Source organism: Levilactobacillus muriae, from assembly GCF_045862015.1.
GTDB classification, from domain to species: domain Bacteria; phylum Bacillota; class Bacilli; order Lactobacillales; family Lactobacillaceae; genus Levilactobacillus; species Levilactobacillus muriae.
This window is the reverse complement of the sequence record NZ_BAAFRU010000002.1, coordinates 1-23,199: the sequence shown is the minus strand read 5'-3', so window position 1 is coordinate 23,199 and position 23,199 is coordinate 1. Positions and strand designations below refer to the sequence as shown.

15 protein-coding genes are annotated in these 23,199 nt (G+C 47.2%); 3 read left to right on the top strand and 12 right to left on the bottom strand.

Annotated elements, in window-relative coordinates; genetic code table 11:
• Positions 1-18: 18 nt before the first annotated feature.
• From ACKTSF_RS01140 to yjbM, 11 genes are all read right to left on the bottom strand, one after another.
• Positions 19-222, bottom strand: a complete 204-nt coding sequence (locus ACKTSF_RS01140; protein WP_407885835.1) for a hypothetical protein — start codon at positions 220-222, stop codon at positions 19-21.
• A gap of 13 nt (positions 223-235) precedes the next feature.
• Positions 236-1,876, bottom strand: coding sequence for a glycosyl transferase family 1 (locus ACKTSF_RS01135; RefSeq protein ID WP_407885833.1), 1,641 nt, complete (start codon positions 1,874-1,876; stop codon positions 236-238).
• A gap of 145 nt (positions 1,877-2,021) precedes the next feature.
• The gene (locus ACKTSF_RS01130) at positions 2,022-10,163 is read right to left on the bottom strand and encodes a KxYKxGKxW signal peptide domain-containing protein (RefSeq protein ID WP_407886217.1); all 8,142 of its coding nucleotides are present in this window, start codon (positions 10,161-10,163) and stop codon (positions 2,022-2,024) included.
• A 938-nt stretch (positions 10,164-11,101) separates the two neighbouring features.
• Positions 11,102-11,977, bottom strand: coding sequence for a hypothetical protein (locus tag ACKTSF_RS01125; protein WP_407885831.1), 876 nt, complete (start codon positions 11,975-11,977; stop codon positions 11,102-11,104).
• A gap of 3 nt (positions 11,978-11,980) precedes the next feature.
• Positions 11,981-12,841, bottom strand: coding sequence for a zinc metalloprotease (locus ACKTSF_RS01120; protein ID WP_407885829.1), 861 nt, complete (start codon positions 12,839-12,841; stop codon positions 11,981-11,983).
• 65 nt (positions 12,842-12,906) lie between these two features.
• Entirely contained in the window at positions 12,907-14,448 is a 1,542-nt protein-coding gene (locus ACKTSF_RS01115; RefSeq protein WP_407885827.1) for a glycosyltransferase family 4 protein, read from the bottom strand.
• A 31-nt stretch (positions 14,449-14,479) separates the two neighbouring features.
• Positions 14,480-15,997 (bottom strand): accessory Sec system glycosyltransferase Asp1, encoded by a 1,518-nt coding sequence (asp1, locus tag ACKTSF_RS01110; RefSeq protein ID WP_407885825.1) that lies wholly within the window; start codon positions 15,995-15,997, stop codon positions 14,480-14,482.
• Positions 15,998-16,145: 148 nt separating this feature from the next.
• Positions 16,146-17,657 carry a glycosyltransferase gene (locus tag ACKTSF_RS01105; protein ID WP_407885823.1) on the bottom strand — a complete coding sequence of 504 codons (1,512 nt, stop codon included), beginning with the start codon at positions 17,655-17,657 and terminating at the stop codon, positions 16,146-16,148.
• A 294-nt stretch (positions 17,658-17,951) separates the two neighbouring features.
• Positions 17,952-18,854, bottom strand: a complete 903-nt coding sequence (locus ACKTSF_RS01100) for an RluA family pseudouridine synthase (RefSeq protein WP_407885821.1) — start codon at positions 18,852-18,854, stop codon at positions 17,952-17,954.
• A complete protein-coding gene (locus tag ACKTSF_RS01095) occupies positions 18,851-19,654 on the bottom strand; it encodes an NAD kinase (protein ID WP_407885819.1) in 804 nt (267 codons plus the stop codon). The genes ACKTSF_RS01100 and ACKTSF_RS01095 overlap by 4 nt, the downstream gene beginning before the upstream one ends.
• 4 nt (positions 19,655-19,658) lie before the next feature.
• Positions 19,659-20,318: a GTP diphosphokinase gene (gene yjbM / locus ACKTSF_RS01090; RefSeq protein ID WP_407885817.1), complete on the bottom strand. Its 660-nt coding sequence runs from the start codon at positions 20,316-20,318 to the stop codon at positions 19,659-19,661.
• 316 nt (positions 20,319-20,634) lie between these two features.
• Between yjbM and ACKTSF_RS01085 the strand changes: the two genes are divergently transcribed.
• A complete protein-coding gene (locus ACKTSF_RS01085; protein ID WP_407885815.1) occupies positions 20,635-21,285 on the top strand; it encodes a DsbA family protein in 651 nt (216 codons plus the stop codon).
• A 148-nt stretch (positions 21,286-21,433) separates the two neighbouring features.
• Positions 21,434-22,294: a DegV family protein gene (locus ACKTSF_RS01080; RefSeq protein WP_407885813.1), complete on the top strand. Its 861-nt coding sequence runs from the start codon at positions 21,434-21,436 to the stop codon at positions 22,292-22,294.
• Positions 22,295-22,342: 48 nt separating this feature from the next.
• On the opposite strand, the gene tnpA is transcribed toward ACKTSF_RS01080, so the two are convergent.
• On the bottom strand, positions 22,343-22,762 hold the full coding sequence (gene tnpA, locus ACKTSF_RS01075) for an IS200/IS605 family transposase (RefSeq protein ID WP_407885811.1): 420 nt from the start codon (positions 22,760-22,762) through the stop codon (positions 22,343-22,345).
• 94 nt (positions 22,763-22,856) lie between these two features.
• On the opposite strand from tnpA, the gene ACKTSF_RS01070 reads away from it, so the two are divergent.
• On the top strand, positions 22,857-23,199 hold a 343-nt coding region (locus tag ACKTSF_RS01070; protein ID WP_407885809.1), incomplete at its 3' end, for a helix-turn-helix domain-containing protein.

Sequence of the window (23,199 nt, the reverse complement as noted above, 5' to 3'; positions counted from 1 at the left end):
CCCAATTTGAGTTAACCGTTAGATTTCCCATGGATACTTACCATTCTTGTCCTTTTTCGTGTGCTTCATCATATATTCTGTCTTCTCATCCATACGCTTACGGGTCTTTTTCTTATTGTAGTGACGCACGACCAAGACCACGATCCCTAAGACAATGTAGATTGACATTCGGATAAACATTTGAATTTTCTTATAGGCAAAGATGTTCGCTAAGATAATCATTGGCCGTCGCCTCCTAGTATTTGTAATTGTAATAGTTAATCAAGCCTGATAGGAAATGCTCACAGTCATCGATTCGCGTCCGGAAGTGGTCGTTACGTGTGAAGAACCCACCATAGAATTTAGTTGGTCGGTAGAAGAACATGGCAACTTCTGGCTCAAAGGCCCCGGTTGCTATCTCGTGCTCTGCCCGTCGTTGCCAGACTTCCCGCAAGTGCTGGACATCGTATTTCTCTAACAAATCCTCGTTGCCCGTCCGGCGGATTGCGTCGATCAGTCGAACTGTTGCATTCAATAATTCTAGACGCGTTGGGTGTGGACTAACTTGTTCCTCAATAAAGCCCAGGTTACTAAAGGCATTCTGTAACCCCATTGCCATGTAGTCCCGATTGGCTGGAAAGGCCTGTACAGCTTCGTTCGAAGCGTAAGCAATCCAGTGGTCATGATACTTACCAAAATCATTCTCAACCATGAAGTTCAGTGTCTGTTGTGCCTGTTGACCAATATCAGCGTCACCAGTCAATTCGAACAACCGAATCAGTGCGAAAGCAATTTCCCCTTCATAGTAGATAATTCGGAAGCTGTCTTTTACTGTCAGATCAGGATTCAAGACGTGATTGAAACGTCCAGTTGGTTGGCGGAAAGCCACTACCCCACGAAAGGCCTGGCGAGCAACCTCTTCGAACCGTGAATCCTTGGCAACCTCTTGGTACTTGCACAAAGCAAGAATCAACATTGACTGCGCACCAAGCTTGATCTCAGGCGTATCATTCTTAGGATTCTCAATCGCAAAGCAAGCGTCGTTTTTCAATACGGTCAAGTGGTCAATTCCCCACTTTAATGCGGTCCGTGCTTTTGCAATATCCGCCACGCGATCAGTCGCGTCAATGGCTTCAAGTAGCGCATAAATTGAGGAAAAATGGCGGACACTGTTGTAATTCGTTAATACCCGTTGTACAGCTGGAAAATAGCCGTAAACGAACTTGCCATCATCGTCGATTTGACGAGCAAGATAGGCTTCTCCAGCCATCAAATACGTCTGAATTTCTTGCTTAGGATCCTGCAGCAAACGAACACCAGTTGTACCATCTTCACGCGTAGACAGTGGCCAAATCTGTTGACCATCTGAAAAGATACCTGCCGTGGTAAAGCTCCAAATATACTGACTTTCCGCTAAATCCGGTGTCTCTTGACCATCCCGTTCCTGCAGATAGTCAGCAATCGCTTTAAAGTCAATCCACATATCCGACGCATTCTTACCAACCTGATGATCCTTACCGGGATGAAAGAACTCGTGACCATTAATTTCCATCTCAAGTAACGCCGTCTTCAGGTCCGGATCAAAGCTGACACCACGTCGCCAGAAGTTCATACGGGTCATGACTTTCAAATCCTGTTGTAAGTCCACTAATGGTCGCCGTTGAAGACTGTTGACCGTCTCAATTCGTACCCAAGCTTCTTGGGGTGCCGGTGCCAGGATTTCAGTGACTCTCTTCCAAGCCAAATCCAAACTAGTCGCCCGGATAAATGATGTCTTTGCTCTGTGCCGTTTGTCCGAGACAGACAGCGCCAATGTCACCTTCCCCGTCGCCTGATCTTTAGTTGTTCCCCGCGCCGTAAGTGCCTCTCGAAGCTCCTTAATCACTGTCTTTTTCATGGATAGAACCGCCCCTCACATTAATTATTTTTCTAATATAAGAGCCCCCCCAGTTTGACCCAAAGGAGACCCGTCTGGATATAAATCAAGTATACCCACTTTTAAACTATTTTGTTACTATTTACCACTTTTGTGATACCAATTGTTAATCGTCACTGTGCTTGCCACGGTTGCTACCGAAGTACCACCATGAGCCACCGGTTACGGCCGCGATAGCTGCTAGGATGGATCCCCAGAGTGTCAGGTTGTTCCCATCATTCTGAGCATTTTGACTAGAGTCGGCACTGTTACCAGTTGAGGCACCAGCGGCTGCTCCACTCTTTGAAGCGGTAGACTTATCAGCTGTCTTCTTGTCTGACGAATTGTTGTTTGATGCATTGTTATCGTTAGAACTAGGACTAGCCAAATTCGTTACAACTGGTTGCGTACCGTTAGCAGCTGTTGGCGTAGCACTTGCTGCGTAGCCCACTGGTGCTGCCGTAGCACCAATTGTTCCGGTACCCGTTGTGCCAGTACCAGTCGTCCCAGTACCAGTTCCACCAGTCCCGCCGGTAGTCGTACCACCACCGGTTGTGCCACCACCAGTGTCTGATCCGCCACCATTTGAGCCAGATCCGTTACCACTATCTGAATCAGAGTCACCTTCTGAATCGCTATCGGAGTCAGAATCACTGTCGGAGTCCGAATCACTATCGGAATCAGAGTCACTGTCAGAATCGGAGTCGCTGTCGCTATCTGAGTCACTGTCGGAATCTGAATCACTGTCGGAGTCCGAATCACTGTCGGAGTCAGAATCGCTGTCAGAATCGGAGTCGCTGTCGGAGTCCGAATCGCTGTCGGAATCGGAGTCACTGTCGCTATCTGAGTCAGAATCGCTGTCGGAGTCAGAATCACTGTCGGAATCAGAATCACTGTCAGAGTCAGAATCACTGTCGGAATCTGAGTCACTGTCGGAATCGGAGTCGCTGTCGGAGTCTGAGTCACTGTCGGAGTCTGAGTCACTGTCGGAATCGGAATCGCTGTCAGAGTCAGAATCACTGTCGGAGTCAGAATCGCTGTCGCTATCCGAATCACTATCGGAGTCAGAATCACTGTCGCTATCTGAGTCACTGTCGGAATCGGAGTCGCTGTCAGAGTCGGAATCGCTGTCGCTATCTGAGTCACTGTCGGAATCAGAGTCGCTGTCGGAGTCAGAATCGCTGTCGCTATCCGAATCACTATCGGAGTCAGAATCGCTGTCGCTATCTGAGTCACTGTCGGAATCAGAGTCGCTGTCGGAGTCAGAATCGCTGTCGCTATCCGAATCACTATCGGAATCGGAGTCGCTGTCGGAGTCCGAATCACTGTCGGAGTCTGAGTCACTGTCGGAGTCAGAATCACTGTCGGAATCGGAGTCGCTGTCGGAGTCCGAATCACTATCGGAGTCTGAGTCGCTGTCGGAATCGGAGTCGCTGTCGGAGTCTGAGTCACTGTCGGAATCGGAATCGCTGTCAGAGTCAGAATCACTGTCGGAGTCAGAATCACTATCTGAGTCGGAATCACTGTCAGAGTCTGAGTCACTGTCGGAATCGGAGTCACTGTCAGAGTCAGAATCGCTATCCGAATCACTGTCAGAGTCTGAGTCACTGTCGGAGTCTGAGTCACTGTCGGAATCTGAATCGCTGTCAGAGTCGGAGTCGCTGTCGCTATCGGAGTCACTGTCGGAGTCAGAATCGCTGTCAGAGTCTGAGTCACTGTCGGAGTCAGAATCACTATCTGAGTCGGAATCACTGTCGGAGTCGGAATCACTGTCGGAGTCGGAATCACTGTCGGAATCGGAATCACTGTCGGAGTCGGAATCACTGTCGCTATCTGAGTCGCTGTCGGAGTCTGAGTCACTGTCGGAGTCAGAATCACTATCTGAGTCGGAATCACTGTCGGAGTCTGAGTCACTGTCGCTATCCGAATCACTATCGGAGTCAGAATCACTGTCGCTATCTGAGTCGCTGTCGGAGTCTGAGTCACTGTCGGAGTCGGAATCACTGTCGGAATCAGAATCGCTGTCGCTATCTGAGTCACTGTCGGAATCAGAGTCGCTGTCGGAGTCCGAATCACTGTCGGAGTCTGAGTCACTGTCGGAGTCTGAATCACTATCGGAGTCTGAGTCACTGTCGGAGTCAGAATCACTATCTGAGTCGGAATCACTGTCAGAGTCTGAGTCACTGTCGGAATCGGAGTCACTGTCGGAGTCTGAGTCACTGTCGGAATCTGAATCGCTGTCAGAGTCGGAGTCGCTGTCGCTATCGGAGTCACTATCGGAGTCAGAATCGCTGTCAGAGTCTGAGTCACTGTCGGAGTCAGAATCACTGTCGGAGTCAGAATCACTATCTGAGTCGGAATCACTGTCGGAGTCTGAGTCACTGTCGCTATCCGAATCACTATCGGAGTCAGAATCACTGTCGCTATCTGAGTCGCTGTCGGAGTCGGAATCAGAATCGCTGTCGGAATCAGAATCGCTGTCGCTATCTGAGTCACTATCGGAATCGGAATCGCTGTCGGAGTCGGAATCACTGTCGGAGTCAGAATCACTATCTGAGTCGGAATCACTGTCAGAGTCTGAGTCACTGTCAGAGTCAGAATCGCTGTCGGAGTCTGAGTCACTGTCGGAGTCTGAGTCACTGTCAGAGTCTGAGTCACTATCGCTATCCGAATCACTGTCAGAGTCTGAGTCACTGTCGCTATCTGAGTCACTGTCAGAGTCAGAATCGCTGTCAGAGTCGGAATCGCTGTCAGAGTCGGAATCGCTGTCAGAGTCGGAATCGCTGTCGCTATCTGAGTCACTATCGGAGTCAGAATCACTATCGGAGTCTGAGTCACTGTCAGAGTCTGAGTCACTATCGCTATCTGAGTCACTGTCAGAGTCAGAATCGCTGTCGCTATCTGAGTCACTATCGGAGTCGGAATCGCTGTCGGAGTCAGAATCACTATCGGAGTCTGAATCACTGTCGGAGTCTGAGTCACTGTCGCTATCCGAATCACTATCGGAGTCAGAATCACTGTCGCTATCTGAGTCGCTGTCGGAGTCTGAGTCACTGTCGGAGTCGGAATCACTGTCGGAATCAGAATCGCTGTCGCTATCGGAGTCACTGTCGGAGTCGGAATCACTGTCGGAATCGGAATCGCTGTCGCTATCTGAGTCACTATCGGAATCGGAATCGCTGTCGGAGTCGGAATCACTGTCGGAGTCAGAATCACTATCTGAGTCAGAATCGCTGTCGGAGTCTGAGTCACTGTCGCTATCCGAATCACTATCGGAATCTGAATCGCTGTCGCTATCTGAGTCACTGTCGGAATCGGAATCGCTGTCGGAGTCGGAATCACTGTCGGAATCGGAATCGCTGTCGCTATCTGAGTCACTGTCGGAATCGGAATCGCTGTCGGAGTCGGAATCACTGTCGGAGTCAGAATCACTGTCGGAGTCAGAATCACTATCGGAGTCAGAATCACTGTCGGAATCTGAGTCACTGTCGGAGTCAGAATCACTATCTGAGTCGGAATCACTGTCGGAGTCAGAATCACTATCTGAGTCGGAATCACTGTCGGAGTCAGAATCGCTGTCAGAGTCGGAATCACTGTCGCTATCTGAGTCACTATCGGAGTCGGAATCACTGTCGGAGTCAGAATCCCCTTCGGCTGCAATTGCCAAGTTAGCGTAACTCAAGGCATCATTTGCTGCGCTAGATGCTTTGTCCTTTGCCGCATGAGCCGCTGAAGCTGCCGCTTGTGCTTGAGAAGCATATTCCTTAGCTGCTGCATTATCTCCAGCAGTTTCGGCTGATTTAGCACTACTATAATTATCTGCTGCGGCTGATGCTGCGGCCGATGCATCTGAAGCCGCCGATGAAGCTGTTGCTGCTGCATCTTGCGCTTGAGATGCGTATGAAGCGGCCGACTTATTGTTGTCTGCATATTGATCAGCTACATTCGCGTATGAGCTTGCCACTGCCGCATAGTCGCCAGCAACTGCTGCTGCGGAAGATGCATCTGAGGCTGCTGATTCAGCATCTTCAGAAGTTGTACCGTTAACGGTCAGCAATCCGGCCCCTAGCGTTATGCTTGAGCTTCCGGAAGTAACCTTCAGGAAGTAGTAGCCGCTTTGACTGGTCTTGATATCTGACAACGAAAGCGTCGAGTTGGTTGCTCCTACAATCGCTGTTTGCGTCCCGTCCTCAGTACTTGCGTAATACCATTGGTAAGTTGCCGTGTCAGAACCTGAACCAGCATTTGCAGCTGGTACCCATTCTAAGTCATCACCGGCGTTAACCGTCTGGTCGTTCAGCCCACTCCCAACCGTTACAACTTTTGAAGCTGTATAGCTGGTACCATCTTCATTCGTAATCGTTGCTGTGATTGTCGTCGTGCCTTTGGCGTCAGCGACAGTTGTCAACACACCAGATGAATCGATGGTCGCAACTGACGTGTTACTACTCGTCCAAGTCACGGTACCAGTCGCATTCCCTGGATTGGTAATGGCCGTATAGCTCGTTACATCATTAGTGAAGACATAGCTGTCACCACTAATTTCAATTCCAGTTGCTGGAATTTCACTGTCGTAAATATCAACTTCGGCTAAGTCACTGTATAAGGAAGTTATGACCCCATATGAGGATCTCAATTGGAAGACTAATGTTCCAGTAAAATCTGCTTTCGTCTTAACAGTTAACTTTGAACTCATTGTTGAAGTGGTAATAAATCCACCCGTAACATCATTCGGAGTAGCAGATTCAATATAGTTGGCCTTCACAGCGGCATCAGTAGTCATCCATTTGCCATTAACCTGAACGTACCATGTTCCTGAAGCAGTGAGGTTCCCAAGCCCTGATACCTTTGATGTCGCGGTTAAAGTAAACGTGCCGCCGGCAATCGCAGGTGTCAACTGTGCTGGTTGTTGCGTATACCCAGAACTTAAGGTGATCCCCCAAAGGGTAGAAGCATTCCCACTTGGTTTGCCTTGATAAGTGCTCAAGTTATTTGAATAATTGACCGCATAGCTTGCAGCAATTGTGGCGTCCGAAGCGGCAGAAGTTGCTGTGACTGCGTAGGAAGCAGCCTCCGCTACTGAAGAATCGGCAGCAGCTGCATAAGAGCTCGCTTCCACGAAGTTTCCTGCACTAACTGCTGATGACGCCAATGTCATGTAGCTCGTAGCCGCTTCAGCAGCCTGATCTCCATACGCTGCGTCTAGCAATGATGACTGGGCATAATATGCAGCCTGAGCAACGTAGGATGCCCCTAAACTTGTGTTATTAGGCATTGCTGTGGCCAATGAATTTGCGACAGATGAAGCCGTGCTAGCTTCATCTGCAGCGGCAGAAGTAATTGCTGCGGCTGACGAAGCTAAAGTTGTCGTGTTGTCCAATTGTGCATCAACAATTGTCTTGGTTGCGGAGCTGGCTGCTGCAGAGGCAGCGGCCAATGCATCATTAGTGTAGGCCAAGTTCGTCAAGGCTTGGTCATACATCATTTCTGCGGTATCCGCATCCCCTTCAACCGCTGCTGAGGCTGCAGTTGAAGCGGCACTAGAAGCAACTGCAGCTTGAGCCAGTGCTTCGGCTGCGGCTGAAATGGCTGCCTCGTAGTATTCGGTCGCTCCAGAGTTGAAGTCAACCGCTGAAGAGTACGCGTTCTTAGCATCATTGGCATGAGAACCAGCAACTGTAGCCAAACTAGCGGCTTCACTAGCGGCATTTGCGGTTAAGGTTGCATAGCTAGAAGCCAGGTAGTCGTTTGCCTTAGCCTTTTCAAGAGCCGTATTCACATAGCTCAACGCAGCACTAGCTGCTGTACTGGAAATCGTATTGTAAGAGCTAGCTGTGGAAGCAGAATCAGCCGCGTCCAATGCGTAAGAGCTGGCCGCCGAGTAATCTTTGGCCGCTTCGAAGGCAGCAGCGTTGCTATATGCTGTACTTGCAGCTGCCGCAGCACTTGTCGCATTTGCCGCGTTCTCAGCTGCAATAGCAGCTTCGGAACTTGCCATATTTGCATAAGAGCTAGCGGCTGGAATCCCAGCAACGTTAGCAACCTCGTAAGCGTTTGAAATGGCACTACTTGCGTTGGAAGCCGCGGCGGTCGCTGCATTTGCGTAGCTCGCCGCCAAGCTTGCGGAACTTGAAGCCTGATCTGTATAATTCCCATTTGCATCAGTCACAACAACCGTTAACACATTAGATGCAGCCTTGATAGCTGTTGCCCCGATTTGAAGTGGATACGTCTTTTTCCCAGAAACGACAGCTTGGAAGTAATACGTTCCTGCCGTAGACAGCGTAAACGTATTCGTTGTCGTCGTCTTCTTACCGGTCGTTTGCGTTAATTGGCTCCAATTTTGACCGTCCGTAGAGAAGTACCAGGTATACGTCTGTGTGCCACTCAGCGAATAAAGCAAGGCACCACTTGTCAAATCAGTGATTGACGTTGTAATCGTCAACGTGTCTCCCACTGCCAAGGTATCGTTGTCAATTGCCGTTGTCAGAGTAGCACCATCTGCATCCGATTGCTGCCCACTAACGTGCGTATTAAACTTTTCTGCCAACAATGCAGCAGCGGCGGCTTCACTGGCAGCAGATGACGCAACTACCGCAGAGCTGGCAGCGGTCTTAGCATATGACGTTGCGTCTTTTGCCGTAGATGCATTGGCTGCGTTAACTGCGGCCGTAGATGCTGCAGTTGCGGCGGCAGTGGCTAACGTTGCAGAACTGGCAGCAGATGTAGCATAAATAACCGATTGATCACCTTCATACTGTGCTGCTTCGCTAGCTGAGCTGCTGGCTGCCATTGCATCGGTGGCCGCGTTACTGGCACTGACAGCAGCACTATTAGCAATATTAGAAATCGCTAGTGCTGAAGCTTCCTCTGCTTTGGCCTGTGCTGTGCTCGTGGCCGTCGTTGCTGCCTCCAAAGTGGTGACGGCTTCGCTGGCCAAACTATTGGCTGTTGATAATGCCCCCATTGCAGCATCGTATTCCGTATCATCCGTGGCAGTGGCGGCAGCAGCAGCGGCACTACTTGCAACCGTTAATGCTTGTGCGGCTTTAGTTGCAGCATCGTTTAAAGCTGTAGCAGCACTACTAGCTTCGGCAGCAGCACTGTTAGCCGCTGAGTAAGCAGATAAAGCTGCTGAATTAGTCTTATCAAATTGCGTAGCCGTGTAAGCACTGCTTGCGGCAGCGGCGGCTGAAGCTGCTAATTCATTAGCTGTGCTTGCCGCGGCATTAACATCAGTACTTGCGTTGCTAACCATGTAAACAATCTGTTGCGTTGCCGCATTCCGTGCTGCACTGGCAGCAGACGTTGCGACTGAAGCGTAGGAACTGACTTCAGCCGTGTATGAAGTTGCCATGGATAAAGCGTTAACATAGGCAATCGTGTTAGCTCCCACATCCCCGCTCGCACCCCCAGCTGCAATATCAATTGAAGCTTGGGAGTACATTGCTGCCAGACTATTGTAATGTTCAACAAAGTCATAAGCTTTTTCAGCTTCCTTATAAGCACTCTGCGCAGCACTATTCGCAGTCTGGACATCTAAAGCATTCTGTATTTCAACTACCGCTGCGTAACTGCTTGCAGCACTGGCAGCTGAAGATGCCGTGGCCAGATCTGCGGCAGCTGCAGAATTTTCAGCAGCCGTACTTCCTGTCGTTGCTGCACTAGAACTGACCGTAGCGCTTTCAGTAGATGGTGTCACAACAGCCTTCTTGGTAGTTGCTACCGTTGCCACTGTCTTACTAACATTTGTGGTTAAGGTAATGTCAACTTTAGCAGTTGATGCCAAGCTGGAAGCTGTGGTTGCCGCATCACTAGCATTAGAAGCGCTTGTTGCTGCCGCAGATGTGCTCGTAGCACTCGTTGCAGCGGAACTCGTAGAGCTAGTTGCGGTTGAAGATGATGATTCTGAATAGCTACTAGTAGAAACTGTTTCGCTCTCTTGCACAGCGCTTGCTGTGGATGAAGCGGTACTAGAAGTAGTTGAAGTATCTGTACCACTAGCTGATGAGCTAGCTGCACTAGATGTATTAGCTGATGACGCGCTTGACTCTAGCTCATCGGCGGCAGAATTCGCAGAACTTGCCGCAGATGAAACTACCCTTGCATTACTACTGGTATCGGCTTGACTTGTGCTATCAGCACTCGCTGTCAATGACCCAGCACCCAATAACGAGAATGATGCCAATGCAGCGAAAACCCAGGTTTTCCCTACCTTGTACATCTTATACCGCAATTTGGGATCGCCATTAAAAGCTTTATTCCGCATGAACTTCACTTTTAATCGTCCTCCTTAAGTTGTCTGAAAAAGTTGTCTATAAATTTTCGATGTAAGTACGCCTCCCAGTTACGCATCGCACTCACAAGTTTGAAAGTTGAGTATAATCGGTCTATACACATTTCTATAATGAAGAGTCGTCTATATAAAGTGTATCCCCTATAAACGAACTCCTCAACAAAATCATTTTATCATAAATTCACCATGCATACTATTTTAAAGATAAATTTATTATTGGTCTACATGAGAAAACGGCAAAATAGGTGAAATTAGTATTTTTCTAACAGTCATTTTTAATAATCCATTCAACTGACTAACTACCGATTTATGCAGAACTAGAAAGTTTTAAAACTGATGAGATCAGTTTTAAAACGCCTAAAAATCAACATTTATAGCCCTTTACCCTTTTATACAGTTCGATCATCAAATTTCACGCACGGCTTATACCATTAACAAACGCAGGTTCATTAGTTAATTTTTTTATATTCTTTTATTACATTTTGATTAAAAAATCTGTATGGTAACAACTATTCCCCTATGTCTATTGGCCATAATATCATTAATAATTCAAGCAATTAGACCGCAAATTCACTGCTATTTTTGCGCATCCGGTTGCAATATTAGTTAGTTTTGCTCACATTCTTAGTGATGTGTAACATAAAGGTTTGGACCGTTTTGATTAACTTGTATGGGTAATTTCTTTGTGTCACCTAACAATTGAATTCTCATCGTGAAGTACTCGTGCTTTCATAATTATTATTTCATTTAAATAATTATGAAATTCTCTTGAAAGCGAATCATTTCTGGTATACTACTGTACCTTTTCTTTCTGTTGTTTATCAGGTCACCCTCGGCATTAGTTTCTTATCCAAACAAAAGGAGCGATGAATTGGTTTCACACCAATTCATCGCTCCACAAAATAGGTTATCTATTTGTCGATTGTCATTTTCCCAGCATGGTACGTGACAACTACCGGCTTCTGCGTCGTCAACACCCAACTGGCAAGTTTGCGTGGTCGTTGCCAACTGATTCCGGCCATTGCCACGGCTGCACCATCCATCGGTGTACTCTTGATTCCCGTGCGGTTTGCCTCCAGCATGTTCGGCCCAGTCTCCCACACACTCATCACCTCTGGCGTAATGTAGCCTACGGCACCAGCAGCAGACCCTGTCTTGCCTCCGCCTAGATTGGGAATACCTAACGCGTGACCCAATTCACGAATCAGAACCGCTTCCCGGTTATCTTGATCTTCAGTTGCCGTAAATCCCTTAGTTTTCCAGTTTTTTGGAAAAAATTGGATGCCGGTTCCATTATACTGTTGGCCACCAATGTATTTGTCCTTGGTCTTACCATCGTGAATAACCTCGTCGCTGCCTTTAGCACTGGCCACAACCTGAATGATTTGATAGCCAGCAACCTGATTCCAAAATTTTGCAGCGTCCCTAACCATTGGCGTCGTCATCATCTTGGACTCATTGTGCACCTGAAGGACACCGTCCCTTCCCATAAAGTTACGGATATTCTTGCCAGAGATCTGGTAAACGTGCCGTGTAGCCACTGCATCCAAACTGTGATTACCCGTATACTTGGTTCCATGGGTTAGTTTCGTTAACTGTGTCAGCTCCTGCTGGGAATACGTCTTCAAATTAATTGCACCATCCACGGTGCTCGTTGGCTTGGTGTGTTGGTAATAATGGACATCCCCATTCATCAAAACTTGCAACCGGTTCATTCCCAAAAACACGCCAGCAATGATGAGCGCTAATCCCACGAAAATCACCAATCGCTTTATTACTTTCGGCATCATTTATCTCCCCCTCGGAATCGTTGACGCTAGCACGCTATCGTTGTAAGTCACCGTAGCCGTTGGATTCGTGAGTACCCAACTCGCCAGCTTACGTGGATGCTGCCAGCTGAGCCCAGCCAGGGCTAATGCAGCAGCGTCAACTGTGGTACTACGAACCCCCAAGTCAGATTTAGACGGCGACCATGGCCCCATGAAGTCCATATTATAGACGCCAGCGCTAGCAGCATTGCCTCCCAATGGCCCGCCTCCTAAGTGTGGAATCCCCAGAGCATGTCCGATCTCGTGAATTAAAGCGGCTTCCTGCCAATTATTTTGCTGCTCAGCCGAAAGGTTCGCTACATGCCAATTAGCAGGATAGTACATGATTCCCTGCCCATTGTACGCTTGCCTCCCCAAAACCCCTCGTTGATTTTTGCCATCATGAATGACCTCATCACTCTGTGACTGCCGATCAACAACCTCTACGATATGGGAACCAGCTATGTGATTCCAATAACTGGCGGCATCAAGGACCATCTTCGTCGTCATAAACTTAGACTGGTTGTATAGCTGCAGAACACCATCCTTCCCTACAATGTTGGGGAGTGGTTTACCATCTAACTGATAACTATGCGTCGTTGCAGCAGTGTCTAGGCTCGTATTGCCATGGTATTGGCTACCGTGGGTAATCGCCGTTAATGTCTTCAACTGATCTTGCGAATAGTAGTTGCGCGCAATTATTCCGCGATTATCCGTCTTGGTGCGCTGGTAATAGTGATGATTAGGTCCACCGATAACGCGCTGAGTGACCTGAAAGCCGATGATTCCTAGGAAAATGATACCCAGAATCACTGCCATCCAAATTTCTCCAGACCGGTGCATACTCACTCCCCCTTATATAGAAAAACCGCCCAAACTAGATACGTTCTCGGCGGTTACCCTTCATTCTAATCCGCTACAACGGCGGTATTCTCTTGCATCAGACTGGCAAAGTAGTCCAATAACTGTTGCCATTGATCAAAGACTGCGTCCTCAGAGTAGCGCTTCGCATTTTCATAAGCAGCGTCACTGTACTCGCGTAGTAGTTTTCGATCCCCAAGCAATTTAATTAAAGCATCCGCCAACTGCTGGGGCTGGCCATTCTCCGTTAAAATACCCGTCTGACCATTCTGGATAATATCACTCGGACCATACTTCACATCATTAGCGACCATCGGTACACCGTGAGATTGTGCTTCCAACAAGGTTAAAGAGAAACCTTCAGCACGACTCGGTAATACCCCCAGTTGTGCACGGTCATAGACTGCCCCAATATCGTGCGTATACCCTTTAAAGCTAACGACATCTGTTAGACCAGCATCCGCCACTTGTTGCTTAAAACGTTTTTCAATGTCCCCGTTTGCGTATCCCCACAATTCAAGGCGGGCATCTGGAAACTGTTGATGTACCTGCGCAAAAGCCTGAATGGAATGATTTTGCTGCTTTTCAGGTGCTAACCGTGCCACGTGGACGATCAGATTTTTCTGTCGCTGGTCAAAGGCTTGGTGTTTGGCGGCAATTTCCTCATCGGTCACATATCCCACTGGGATGGTAAATGCTGGAATTGCCGTGCCAAACCGATCGGCAACATCCTTAGACTGTTCAGGTGTTGCGGAAATCACAGCATCCCACTTATCCCAGTTATTGAGGGCGTTCGTATAGTTATTATTTAGGGGTGAGTGCAACATATCACTGGGATCACTCACGTGGTCGTTATGCAGGTGAAGCACCTTGAAAGCCGGCGTCTGCATGTGAAAGAGGCCCCAGTCACATTCTACCGTTCGATCACAAATGAAAACATTGTTGGCAGTTAGACCATTTAATTCATCATAGAAGAAACGGGTCAATTCATTCATGCCATTAAAAACCCAGCTACTTTGCCGATAATTCAATACTCGCCAAGACAGACACTCTTTACCGGCGCGATTGAGATAATGATTTTTTTCAATATGAACTTGACCATCTGGCCCGAAGTATTGTTCCTGAGAAATCTTACCGTCCCAGTCAAAGAGCTGTTCCAAGCTTCTAAAACCGCGAACATCCCACCAGACCATCTTAATCGTTCGACCATTCACATCAAAATACTGAACGTTACTGATTTCGTCACTGTCCTTCCGGAAATAAATGATCATCATCATTTTCCCTTGGGCGAAGACTTGAAGTTGATTATCCTTCCGCGTAGTCGTTGTGTTTGCCGGTAATGAAAAGTCATTCATGGTAAACGATCGACTCGTAACATCAGCACTGTCACAGAAGAATTCAAATAGATTCACAAAGTTTTCACGAGCAATCCCTGCTTGACGCAGAATGTTCGTGAGTTCCATCGAGAAGACCCGCGTTACAATTTTTGCAGAGATATGGTGCTTCTCAAATAACCGTAACCGATTGATTTCAGCTTGTTCAATACCCGATTTTGAATACTGCATGTTGTCATTTAAAAAATAATACATTCCCGGACCCTTCCTTTCTCAAGCCATTAAGTTAAGCATTGAGTTCCTTTTGCCAGCGATTCCAAACCTTGCGCCGCGTCCACTGTGTGTGTGACTTGCTGTAGGCGGCATCACTGAATTCAGTCAACTTAGTGGCATCGGCGAACAACCCCACAATCTTTTCCGCCATGGCTAACGTCTGCCCCGGCTCAATTAAGTAACCATCCTGATTATCCGTAATCAATTCTGCTGGTCCATAATTAAACTTATAGCTGACGACTGGAATACCATGCATGAGGGCTTCCATCATGGCTAATGATCCCCCATCGGCGAGAGACATATTGGTTAGGACCTGGTAATCGTCATAACGATCGGCCAAATCGACAACATAGTCCTTAAAGAAAACACTGTCAGTTAATTTCAGTTCATCTGTGAGGTTCTTCATATCCGTAATATACTGCGGGTCACCGTAACCAAATAACGTAAAGGTTGCGTCTGGTACCCGATCCTTAACCAAGGCAAACATTCGTAACTGCTGATCAATTCGCTTATCCTGGCCAATTCGCCCAACATAGAGCAAGCTGTGCGGGTGACGTTTAGTGGATGCAACCTTTTCCGTTGCCTCCTTTGAGAGTGGTAACGTGGTTACGGGCGGCATGGAAAAGACATGTGCTTTAGGAAAACGGGTCGCCAAGTTTTCTGCCTGTTGAGCGGTCGCCGTGATAAAGCCATCAAAGTGACTGAAGTGTTCAAAGGCTGGCTCTAAGAAACCATCCAGATCTGCATGAACCGGATCGTTTGGATTCACGGCATGGTTGATGGGGATGTAGAGATACTTGCGGGACGCATCATTCAATGCCAACAACGGTTGAACACCAGTACCCGGCCGGTCAACAATGAAGGTTGTTTGCTCAGGATCTTGATTACTGAGCTCATTTAAAAAGAAAGTGAATAGATCATCGGTGTTCTGGAAGAAGCGGTCATCCTCATCGTGATAATTTTTTAAAATTATCCGGGAAGGTAACGGCTTACCCTCCGTATCCTGTGCAAAATATTCTTCCAAAACAGTTTGGCCGGCTGGCGTGTAATACCGTTGCAAAATCAATTGACCATTTTGACCAAAATATTGCGTGGCAGACTTAAACCCCCGCCAATCCCAGAGGTCACTTCCCACGTGATTACCCTGTTGGTCAAAGAACTCTTGATAAAAGACGCGACCAATGGTTCCCGGAATAAAGCCAACGTTTTCAACTAACCGGTCACCATCAGCTACACCACTGAAATTAGCCCCCACGGTAACTTCATATTCAATAGGCACCTGTAAATTATCGGTAGTCACGACGCGCGTATCCGCAAAATCCGTGACCTGTTGAAAGTAATCAAACATATTCAACACTTGCCCATCTGTAACCCCAAAGTCACCGATAGTCCGATGCAACAGTCGGTCATAAATTTTGGTGACAATTTTGGCCGGTGTTTTATAATGATTGAACAATTTAACTCGGTTCATCGCCGTATGTTCAACACTAGAATTTTTTTGCAGGATATATTCATTAACAAAGTAATACACAGCGCAACACTCCCATTCGTCTGGTTAGGACACCTTATTCTCTTATATATGCGATTCCATGCACAAAAAACATGACCACATATCAACTGATTAAGATTATACCTGATTTGTTTTATAATTAAAACTAATTGCAAGCTATTATAAAAATTTACTCATTTAGATTATTTAATCTTCGAATTAAATTTTTCCACTTTTCTGTCGTGTTTTCTGGAGAATATTGTTGTACCAATAGCTGTGCCGTCGTCATCAATTTTAACTGTAAGTCCCGATTAGACAAGTACTCACGCATCTTCTGAACCAGTTGTTCCTGGTCATTAACTGGCACTAAAAAGCCATTCTCCCCATCGTGAATCATCTCATTTGGCCCATACCGAATATCATACCCAATGACAGGAACACCGTAACTCAATTCCTCAATCGTTGAGAGCGAGAATCCCTCTTCCACACTGGTCATCAATGCCAAAGAGGCCTGCTGATACTCACTTGTAAGATCCTTCTGAAATCCTCGTAAAAAGATATAGTCCTCTAGGCCATGTTCTTTGATATATTTTCTTAGCTCGCCTTCGATCTTACTCCCAAAACCAAGCAAGTGTAACTGAATATCTGGAAACTCTGGTACTAGCTCTTCCACCGCTTTAACTTGATGAATCAACTGCTTTTCTGGCGAGTATCGCGCTACACTAATAATCCGGTGAGGATCACGCTGACTAAAATCAACCACTTGTGGCGTTGCAAAACCTACCGGAATGGCGGTAATCGGCGGTAACGTACTGTACCGGGCTAACAAATCCGTCCGTTGCTGTTCCGTTGATACCACAATGCCATTAAACCGGGAGGGATGCGTTAAAACATAGTCGTAGATTCCATGTTTCAAGTCCCCCGTCACCACGTCTTGACCAACGCGCACATGGGTACTGTGAAACACTGGACATACCTTAATCTCAGGGCGCGTGTGGTCCATTGCTGGTGCCATTTGTCCGTTACGATCCGTAAAGAAGATATCCTCATCCTCAGCCAACTCATCGATAAAGAACGTTTGTAATTCGCCTTCGCTATTAAAATAATAGTCCCGCTGTTTATAATTTTTTAGCGTGATCTCCCGCAGAACTGACTTACCCTTAACTTCCTCACACTGCTTAATTAACTTAATTTGCTGATCTGGACTATAAAAGAGTTCCGTATTAATCTCATCGTTATTAGCTAACAGACTCGTCCGGCTCAGAAAGCCCCGCCAGTCATATACATCTCGTCGAATCTTTTTATGGTTATGATCAAAATAATTAATGTAATCAATCTGTGAATAATTGTCATCCAGAAAATGAGCATACATCAAAAATAAACCATCTTCATCATCTACCCGAATATCATTGCTGGCTGCCACGTAGCGTAACTGAAAGTGACAAGTCGCTTGCCAATAATTGCGCCAATCAAAATGACCCGCCGGTCGGTACTGCCGACACTCTTGAAAATAATCATACATGGAAAATCCAACACCCTGAAACCCATACTTGGTCAGATGTTCATGTAACCGTGACCCATACGCTAGATACAGGAGTGTGGCTGGTATTCCAGCCTTCTGAAATAATGTCATGCGGTTAAACTGTGCTTTCTCAATCCCCGTCACAGAAACACCCAAGTTTGTATCTACAAAATAATTCACAACAACCTCACCTCTTCTAACCTCTCAATTGTCAGTCTTTAATTCACAAGCGATCTCCAACAAATGAAAGCACTTGCATTTCTATGTTCCTAATTTAAGCCAAATTCGACTAGCAAGCAACTAATCCACCTCCAAAAGGTCTCACCAACGCCTAATGTTAGGTGACCAATCAAACAAAAATACCACGATTCCACCTCTCATGGTGGAATCGTGGCACTCGTTCTAAAATTAAGTTATCACTAATGTGAGGGACAATTCTCGATTGCCCCCGTTACCAGCTTGTGAAACACCGCATCAATCCTCGTAGATTTCATGCTGAATCACCGTTGCCATGTCGATTGGCAACGGCGCGTAACAGGTAACCCAACGTTGCTCAAAGGGTTGGTAGAATGACAGTCTGGCACAATGCAAGGCCTGACGGTGAATCCAAGGATTTGTCGTTGTCCCATATAGCCAGTCTCCCAGTAACGGATGCCCAATCGATTCACAATGAACTCGAATCTGATGCGTCCGTCCGGTATGCAATTTGATAGCTAATAAACTTGCTGTCGGAGACGCAGCAACGACCTGCAATTCTGTTTCAGCTTGGCGTCCATCTGGTCGAACGGCACGTTTAATAAAGGAACCGACTGCACGCCCAATCGGCGCGGTCACCATTTGATGCCGTGGTGTAACCATCCCTGCAGCCACTGCCACATACCTTTTGTCCAGCTGTCTTAGTTTAAGTTGTTTATCCAATATCGAGTGAGCAAAGTGATGCTTAGCAAAGATAACGACGCCACTCGTTTCCCGATCCAGCCGAGTCACGATATGTGTCACCGTACTGGGGGCGCATATTGTCGTCAGGTGGCCCTTTACCCGATTAGCCAACGTATCCTCTGGATATAGGTGTGAAGGCACAGACGCCATTCCAGCAGGCTTATTAACAACCAGAAAGTGATCATCCTCATATAGAATGTCCAGCGGTAGAAATGACGTGCCCACGTGATCGTTAGGTGCTTCTGGAGGCAGCTGCAACCCAACCGTTTGACCAGGATTGGCCATCGCAATCACGCGAACCTCTACGCCATCCAACGTGACCACGCCACCGTGAAATTTAACTTGTTTCAAAAAGGTCCGGGTCACACCGTGATCCATCAGAACCGTCCGTACGTGAATTGGGCTGGTTCCCGTCACACGCCACGCAAAGGCCGTCATTCGTTATCTCTCCCGATAAAGGAAGACTCGACTCGCTGCCAGAAGTGGGTGTGTCGATACTCAGCAAAGGAAATCCGATGCTGCGCGATCTGGTAGGTAATCGCCTTGATTGGCCGGCCCTCAATACTCAGTTGATCACACATCAAGACATTATTTGCTGAACTCGCTGGTTCCACGCGAATCCATTCATCGGCCGGCAGAATGAGTGGTGAACCCAACGTTCTAAAAACAAGGTTATTGATGGACGCAATTTCTGCCATCTGAATTGCGTTGAACTGTGGACTCAACACCGCACCACCAACAGCCTTATTATAAGCCGTCGATCCAGTTGGCGTGGAGATACACAGGCCATCCCCTCGGAAACTTTCGAAGAATTCACCCTTGATATAGACATCGGCCACCATGGTCCCGGAGACCTTCTTAATTGTCGACTCGTTCAATGCTAAAGCCTTATCAGGATGAGTACCATCCGCATATTCTACTTTTATCGTCAGCAAAGGGTAGCTGACACTCTGGCCATTATCTTCAACCAGACTATCAATCAACTCCTGAACCTCGTAGTCCCGCCAATCGGTGTAGAAACCCAAGTGGCCCGTATGAATACCCACGAAGCGCACCCGATCCAAGCGATCACTGTAGTGGTGAAAAGCGGATAACAGCGTGCCATCGCCGCCCACCGTGATCACAATGTCTGGGTCCAGACTATCCAGCTCGATGCCCGCCGCTGTTAGTCCTTTTTTTAAAGCCGTCGCGACCTTCACCGAGGCCTGGCCGTTATTGCCATAAATGGAAACCTTCATTGCGTCAATCTTCCTTACTGTGAGGTGAGTCCGGGGCATCCCCACCGGCGCCATTCTGCGGCGTATAGTGCTGGGCTTCCTGGATTTCTTCTCGAATTTCGGACATTTCCGTGTCCAACTTGAAAGCGGCCTCCGCCGCTCGCTGGAGCCGTGCACTCAGCTCTGTCGGGAAGTCACCTTGATACTTATAATTCAATGAATGTTCAATCGTCGCCCAGAAATTCATGGCCAGTGTCCGCACCTGAATCTCCGCTAAAATCTTTTTTTCTCCCGTGACCAATTGAACCGGATACTCGATCACAATGTGATAAGACCGGTAGCCACTGGGCTTTTCGTTATGGATGTAATCGCGTTCCTCAAGAATTGTAAGGTCCGTTCGCTGCCGTAGCAGGTCAACCACTTGGTAGATATCCTCAACAAATTGGCACATAATACGTAGTCCCGCAATGTCTTGCATATCTTGTTCCAAGCGTTCCTCGGCCACGTGCCGACGAGTCATCTTCTCCACGATACTAGGTACCGGTTTAACTCGTCCAGTAACAAACTCAATGGGCGGCCGCTGATTGCGATTCTCAAATTGCTTTCGGATACCGCGGAGCTTGACTTTCAGCTCACTCACGGCCTGTTGATAGGGCAATAAAAATTGATCCCAATTTGCTATCATGACGACTATCCCCCAACCTTTATTACACAGCTTACCATTGAATTTTACCATAATTTGGCCGGAACCGAGACTAATTACTTGGTATCATCCCGTTAAATTTCAAAGTTCCTGCCAGTTTTGATTTCACGAGGCGTTTAGCTTTACCTCCGACTAAAAATGTTGCATGATTAGGTTGCGTTTTAAACGGACGGGATTCACCTCAAACAAACGTTTGGATTGCTATTTTTTGAAAATTTGCTAAAGTAGTGCTATTGTTACTTTTTGTTTAGTGATTCTTGTGGATGACTAATCAGGATAGATATTAGGAGGAAGCAATGTGTTAGAAGTCTATTTGTTCGTCAACCCTCTGGGCGCACGTTGTATGCGTTCAGAACAGAATATTATGCGGTTGGCCGACCATTTAAATAGCAAGGTGTCGTTTCAATTCGTCCCGCTGCTAAATCAACAAATCATTGAACAGGCCTTGCCCGAACGGCCCACGTTGGTCCAACGTAACGCCTACTTCAACGTTTACTATCAGGCTATTTTAGCCTATAAAGCAGCCCTCTTTCAGGGCAAACGTAAAGGACGGAAATTCCTACTCGACATGCAAACGGCCGTTGTCAGCGACCACCAAAAGTTCTCACAGGACTTGGCAGTGGAAGTGGCAAAGGACTGTCGCTTAGACCTTGACATGTTCGCGGAAGACTGCGACTCCGACTTGGCGAAACAAGCCTTTAAGACGGACCAAAAGCTCGCAGCCGAAATGAAGATTCAACAGTCTTCATCTGCGGTTATCTTCAATTGTGATGTTTCTCAATGTGGGTTACTCTTAAACGATGTGACTTACGACTCCCTATGTGACGTCTGTGAGAGTCAGGGTGTAGCTACGCGAGAAATGTTAATGACTGAACCGAATTACCCCAAAAATGACCAAGCTGCTTCAACATCATTGGGTGCCTTTCCGCCACATCTGCGGGTGTTATAAACCGTTTTACGGAGAGCTCACGTGCAATCGCGTGAGCCTTTTTTTGTGGATTACGGTGGCCCTAAAAAAGTAATCCAATATTTGCCCGTTGTCTCACCCGATATGGTATGATTGACCCAACTATTTTGGTTTTTAAAGGGGAACGCTTATGACAACTGCCATCGTCACCGATACTGCTTCTTATCTCACCGCCGACCAGATCGCGGAAAACCCAATAACGGTCTTGCCCATCACGGTCATTCTCGGTGGGCAACAGTATCCTGAATCAGAATTAAGTCCTCAAACTTTCTACGATTATTTAAAAACCGATAATGAACTACCGACGACCTCGCAAGTTTCCCTAGGTCAGATTGAAGACGCTTATGATGAGTTGGCGCGTCAAGGCGTCGATGAGATTATCTCGATTCACCTCTCTAGCGGCATCACCTCATTTCTCAGTAATTTGAAGATGTTCTGCAAAACTTACACCAAGGCAAAGATCTACCCGGTGGACTCCCTGGTTGCCAGCGCTGGCGAAGCTAACCTGTGCCTGCTAGCAGGTAAGCTGATCAAGGCTGGTCAGACTGCCGAGCAAATTGTCCCCCAACTCAACGCCCTTCGCGATACACAGCGGGTCTACTTTGCCGTGGATAATCTGAGTCATTTGGCGCGAACCGGGCGATTGAGTAATCGTTCCGCCATGATTGGCAACCTGCTCAACATCAAGCCACTGCTGACCTTCGATGACACTGGTAAAATTATCGCTATCGACAAGGAGCGAACGATGCGCAAGGCCTTTGGTTTCATCACGGACCACCTTTCCGCTCACCTACAGGAAATCGATTACCCGCTCCACGCAACGGTTATCGACGCCAATAACGAAGAAACCGCGCTCCAATGGCAACAGGCCCTTCACGAACAATTTCCGCAAATCCGTGTCTCTCGTAGCGCATTGGGCCCTGCCATTAGTGTCCATACCGGTGAAAAAACGATGGGTGTACTATGGCAACAGGATTGGCAATCCATTTAATACGAGTTAGGCAGAATTCCCTCGTTTTCAAACAAGGGATGAATGCCATCATGCCTTTCGTTGCTTTATGATATAGTCTTCCACGGTCTCCTTGCTCATGTCACCAAGCGTACTCATGAAATAGCTAGGAGACCAGAGATGTCCACCCCAAAACTTTTGACTTTTTATCTCGGGATGTAATTCAAAGAATAGGCGCGCTGAGCCTCCTTTGAAGGCTTTGACAACGTTGGTTGGTGCATACTTGGGCTTAAAACTTAGCAACAAGTGAACATGGTCAGGCATGATTTCCATCTGCTCAATGGTGACTTCGTTCAATTGGGCTATTTTTGTTAAAATTCCCTTCATTTCAGAGACCAACTTTGGCGTTGTAAACGCCTCGTGCCGGTACTTAGTGACCCAGACCAAGTGGAAATGAAAGTTATAAACATAGCCTCGTTCGTGAATAGGTCCTGCAATATTCTTACTCATATGTCACCTCTATAAATATTATTATAAGTTGTTTTGCTATGGCTATAGTATACTCATATGATATGCTATATTCAAGCAAAAGGAGGTGCAGGCTATGGCGAAAACGATGGCGCAATTACCTTATCATTACGGGGTTAAGGTCCGGTTTTTTCCTTCAACTGAACAGAAGCGTCTAATCAAGCGTAACAGTGATGCTAGTCGCTTCATTTACAACCAGATGAACGGGATGAACAATGAGCTATTCTGGCTAAAGCAAGTAAAGATCCCCATCACAATTGTCTTGGACCGAATCGCTGATTTGACGGAGCGCCTGAAGAAACCGTCAACTGCAATCTCTAATAGTCATGGTTGGCTAAACCATCCAGATTTTGACAGCCTGATGAAGGCCAATGCTATCAAAAATTACAAGACGGCCTGGAAGTTATTCCACCAAGTTC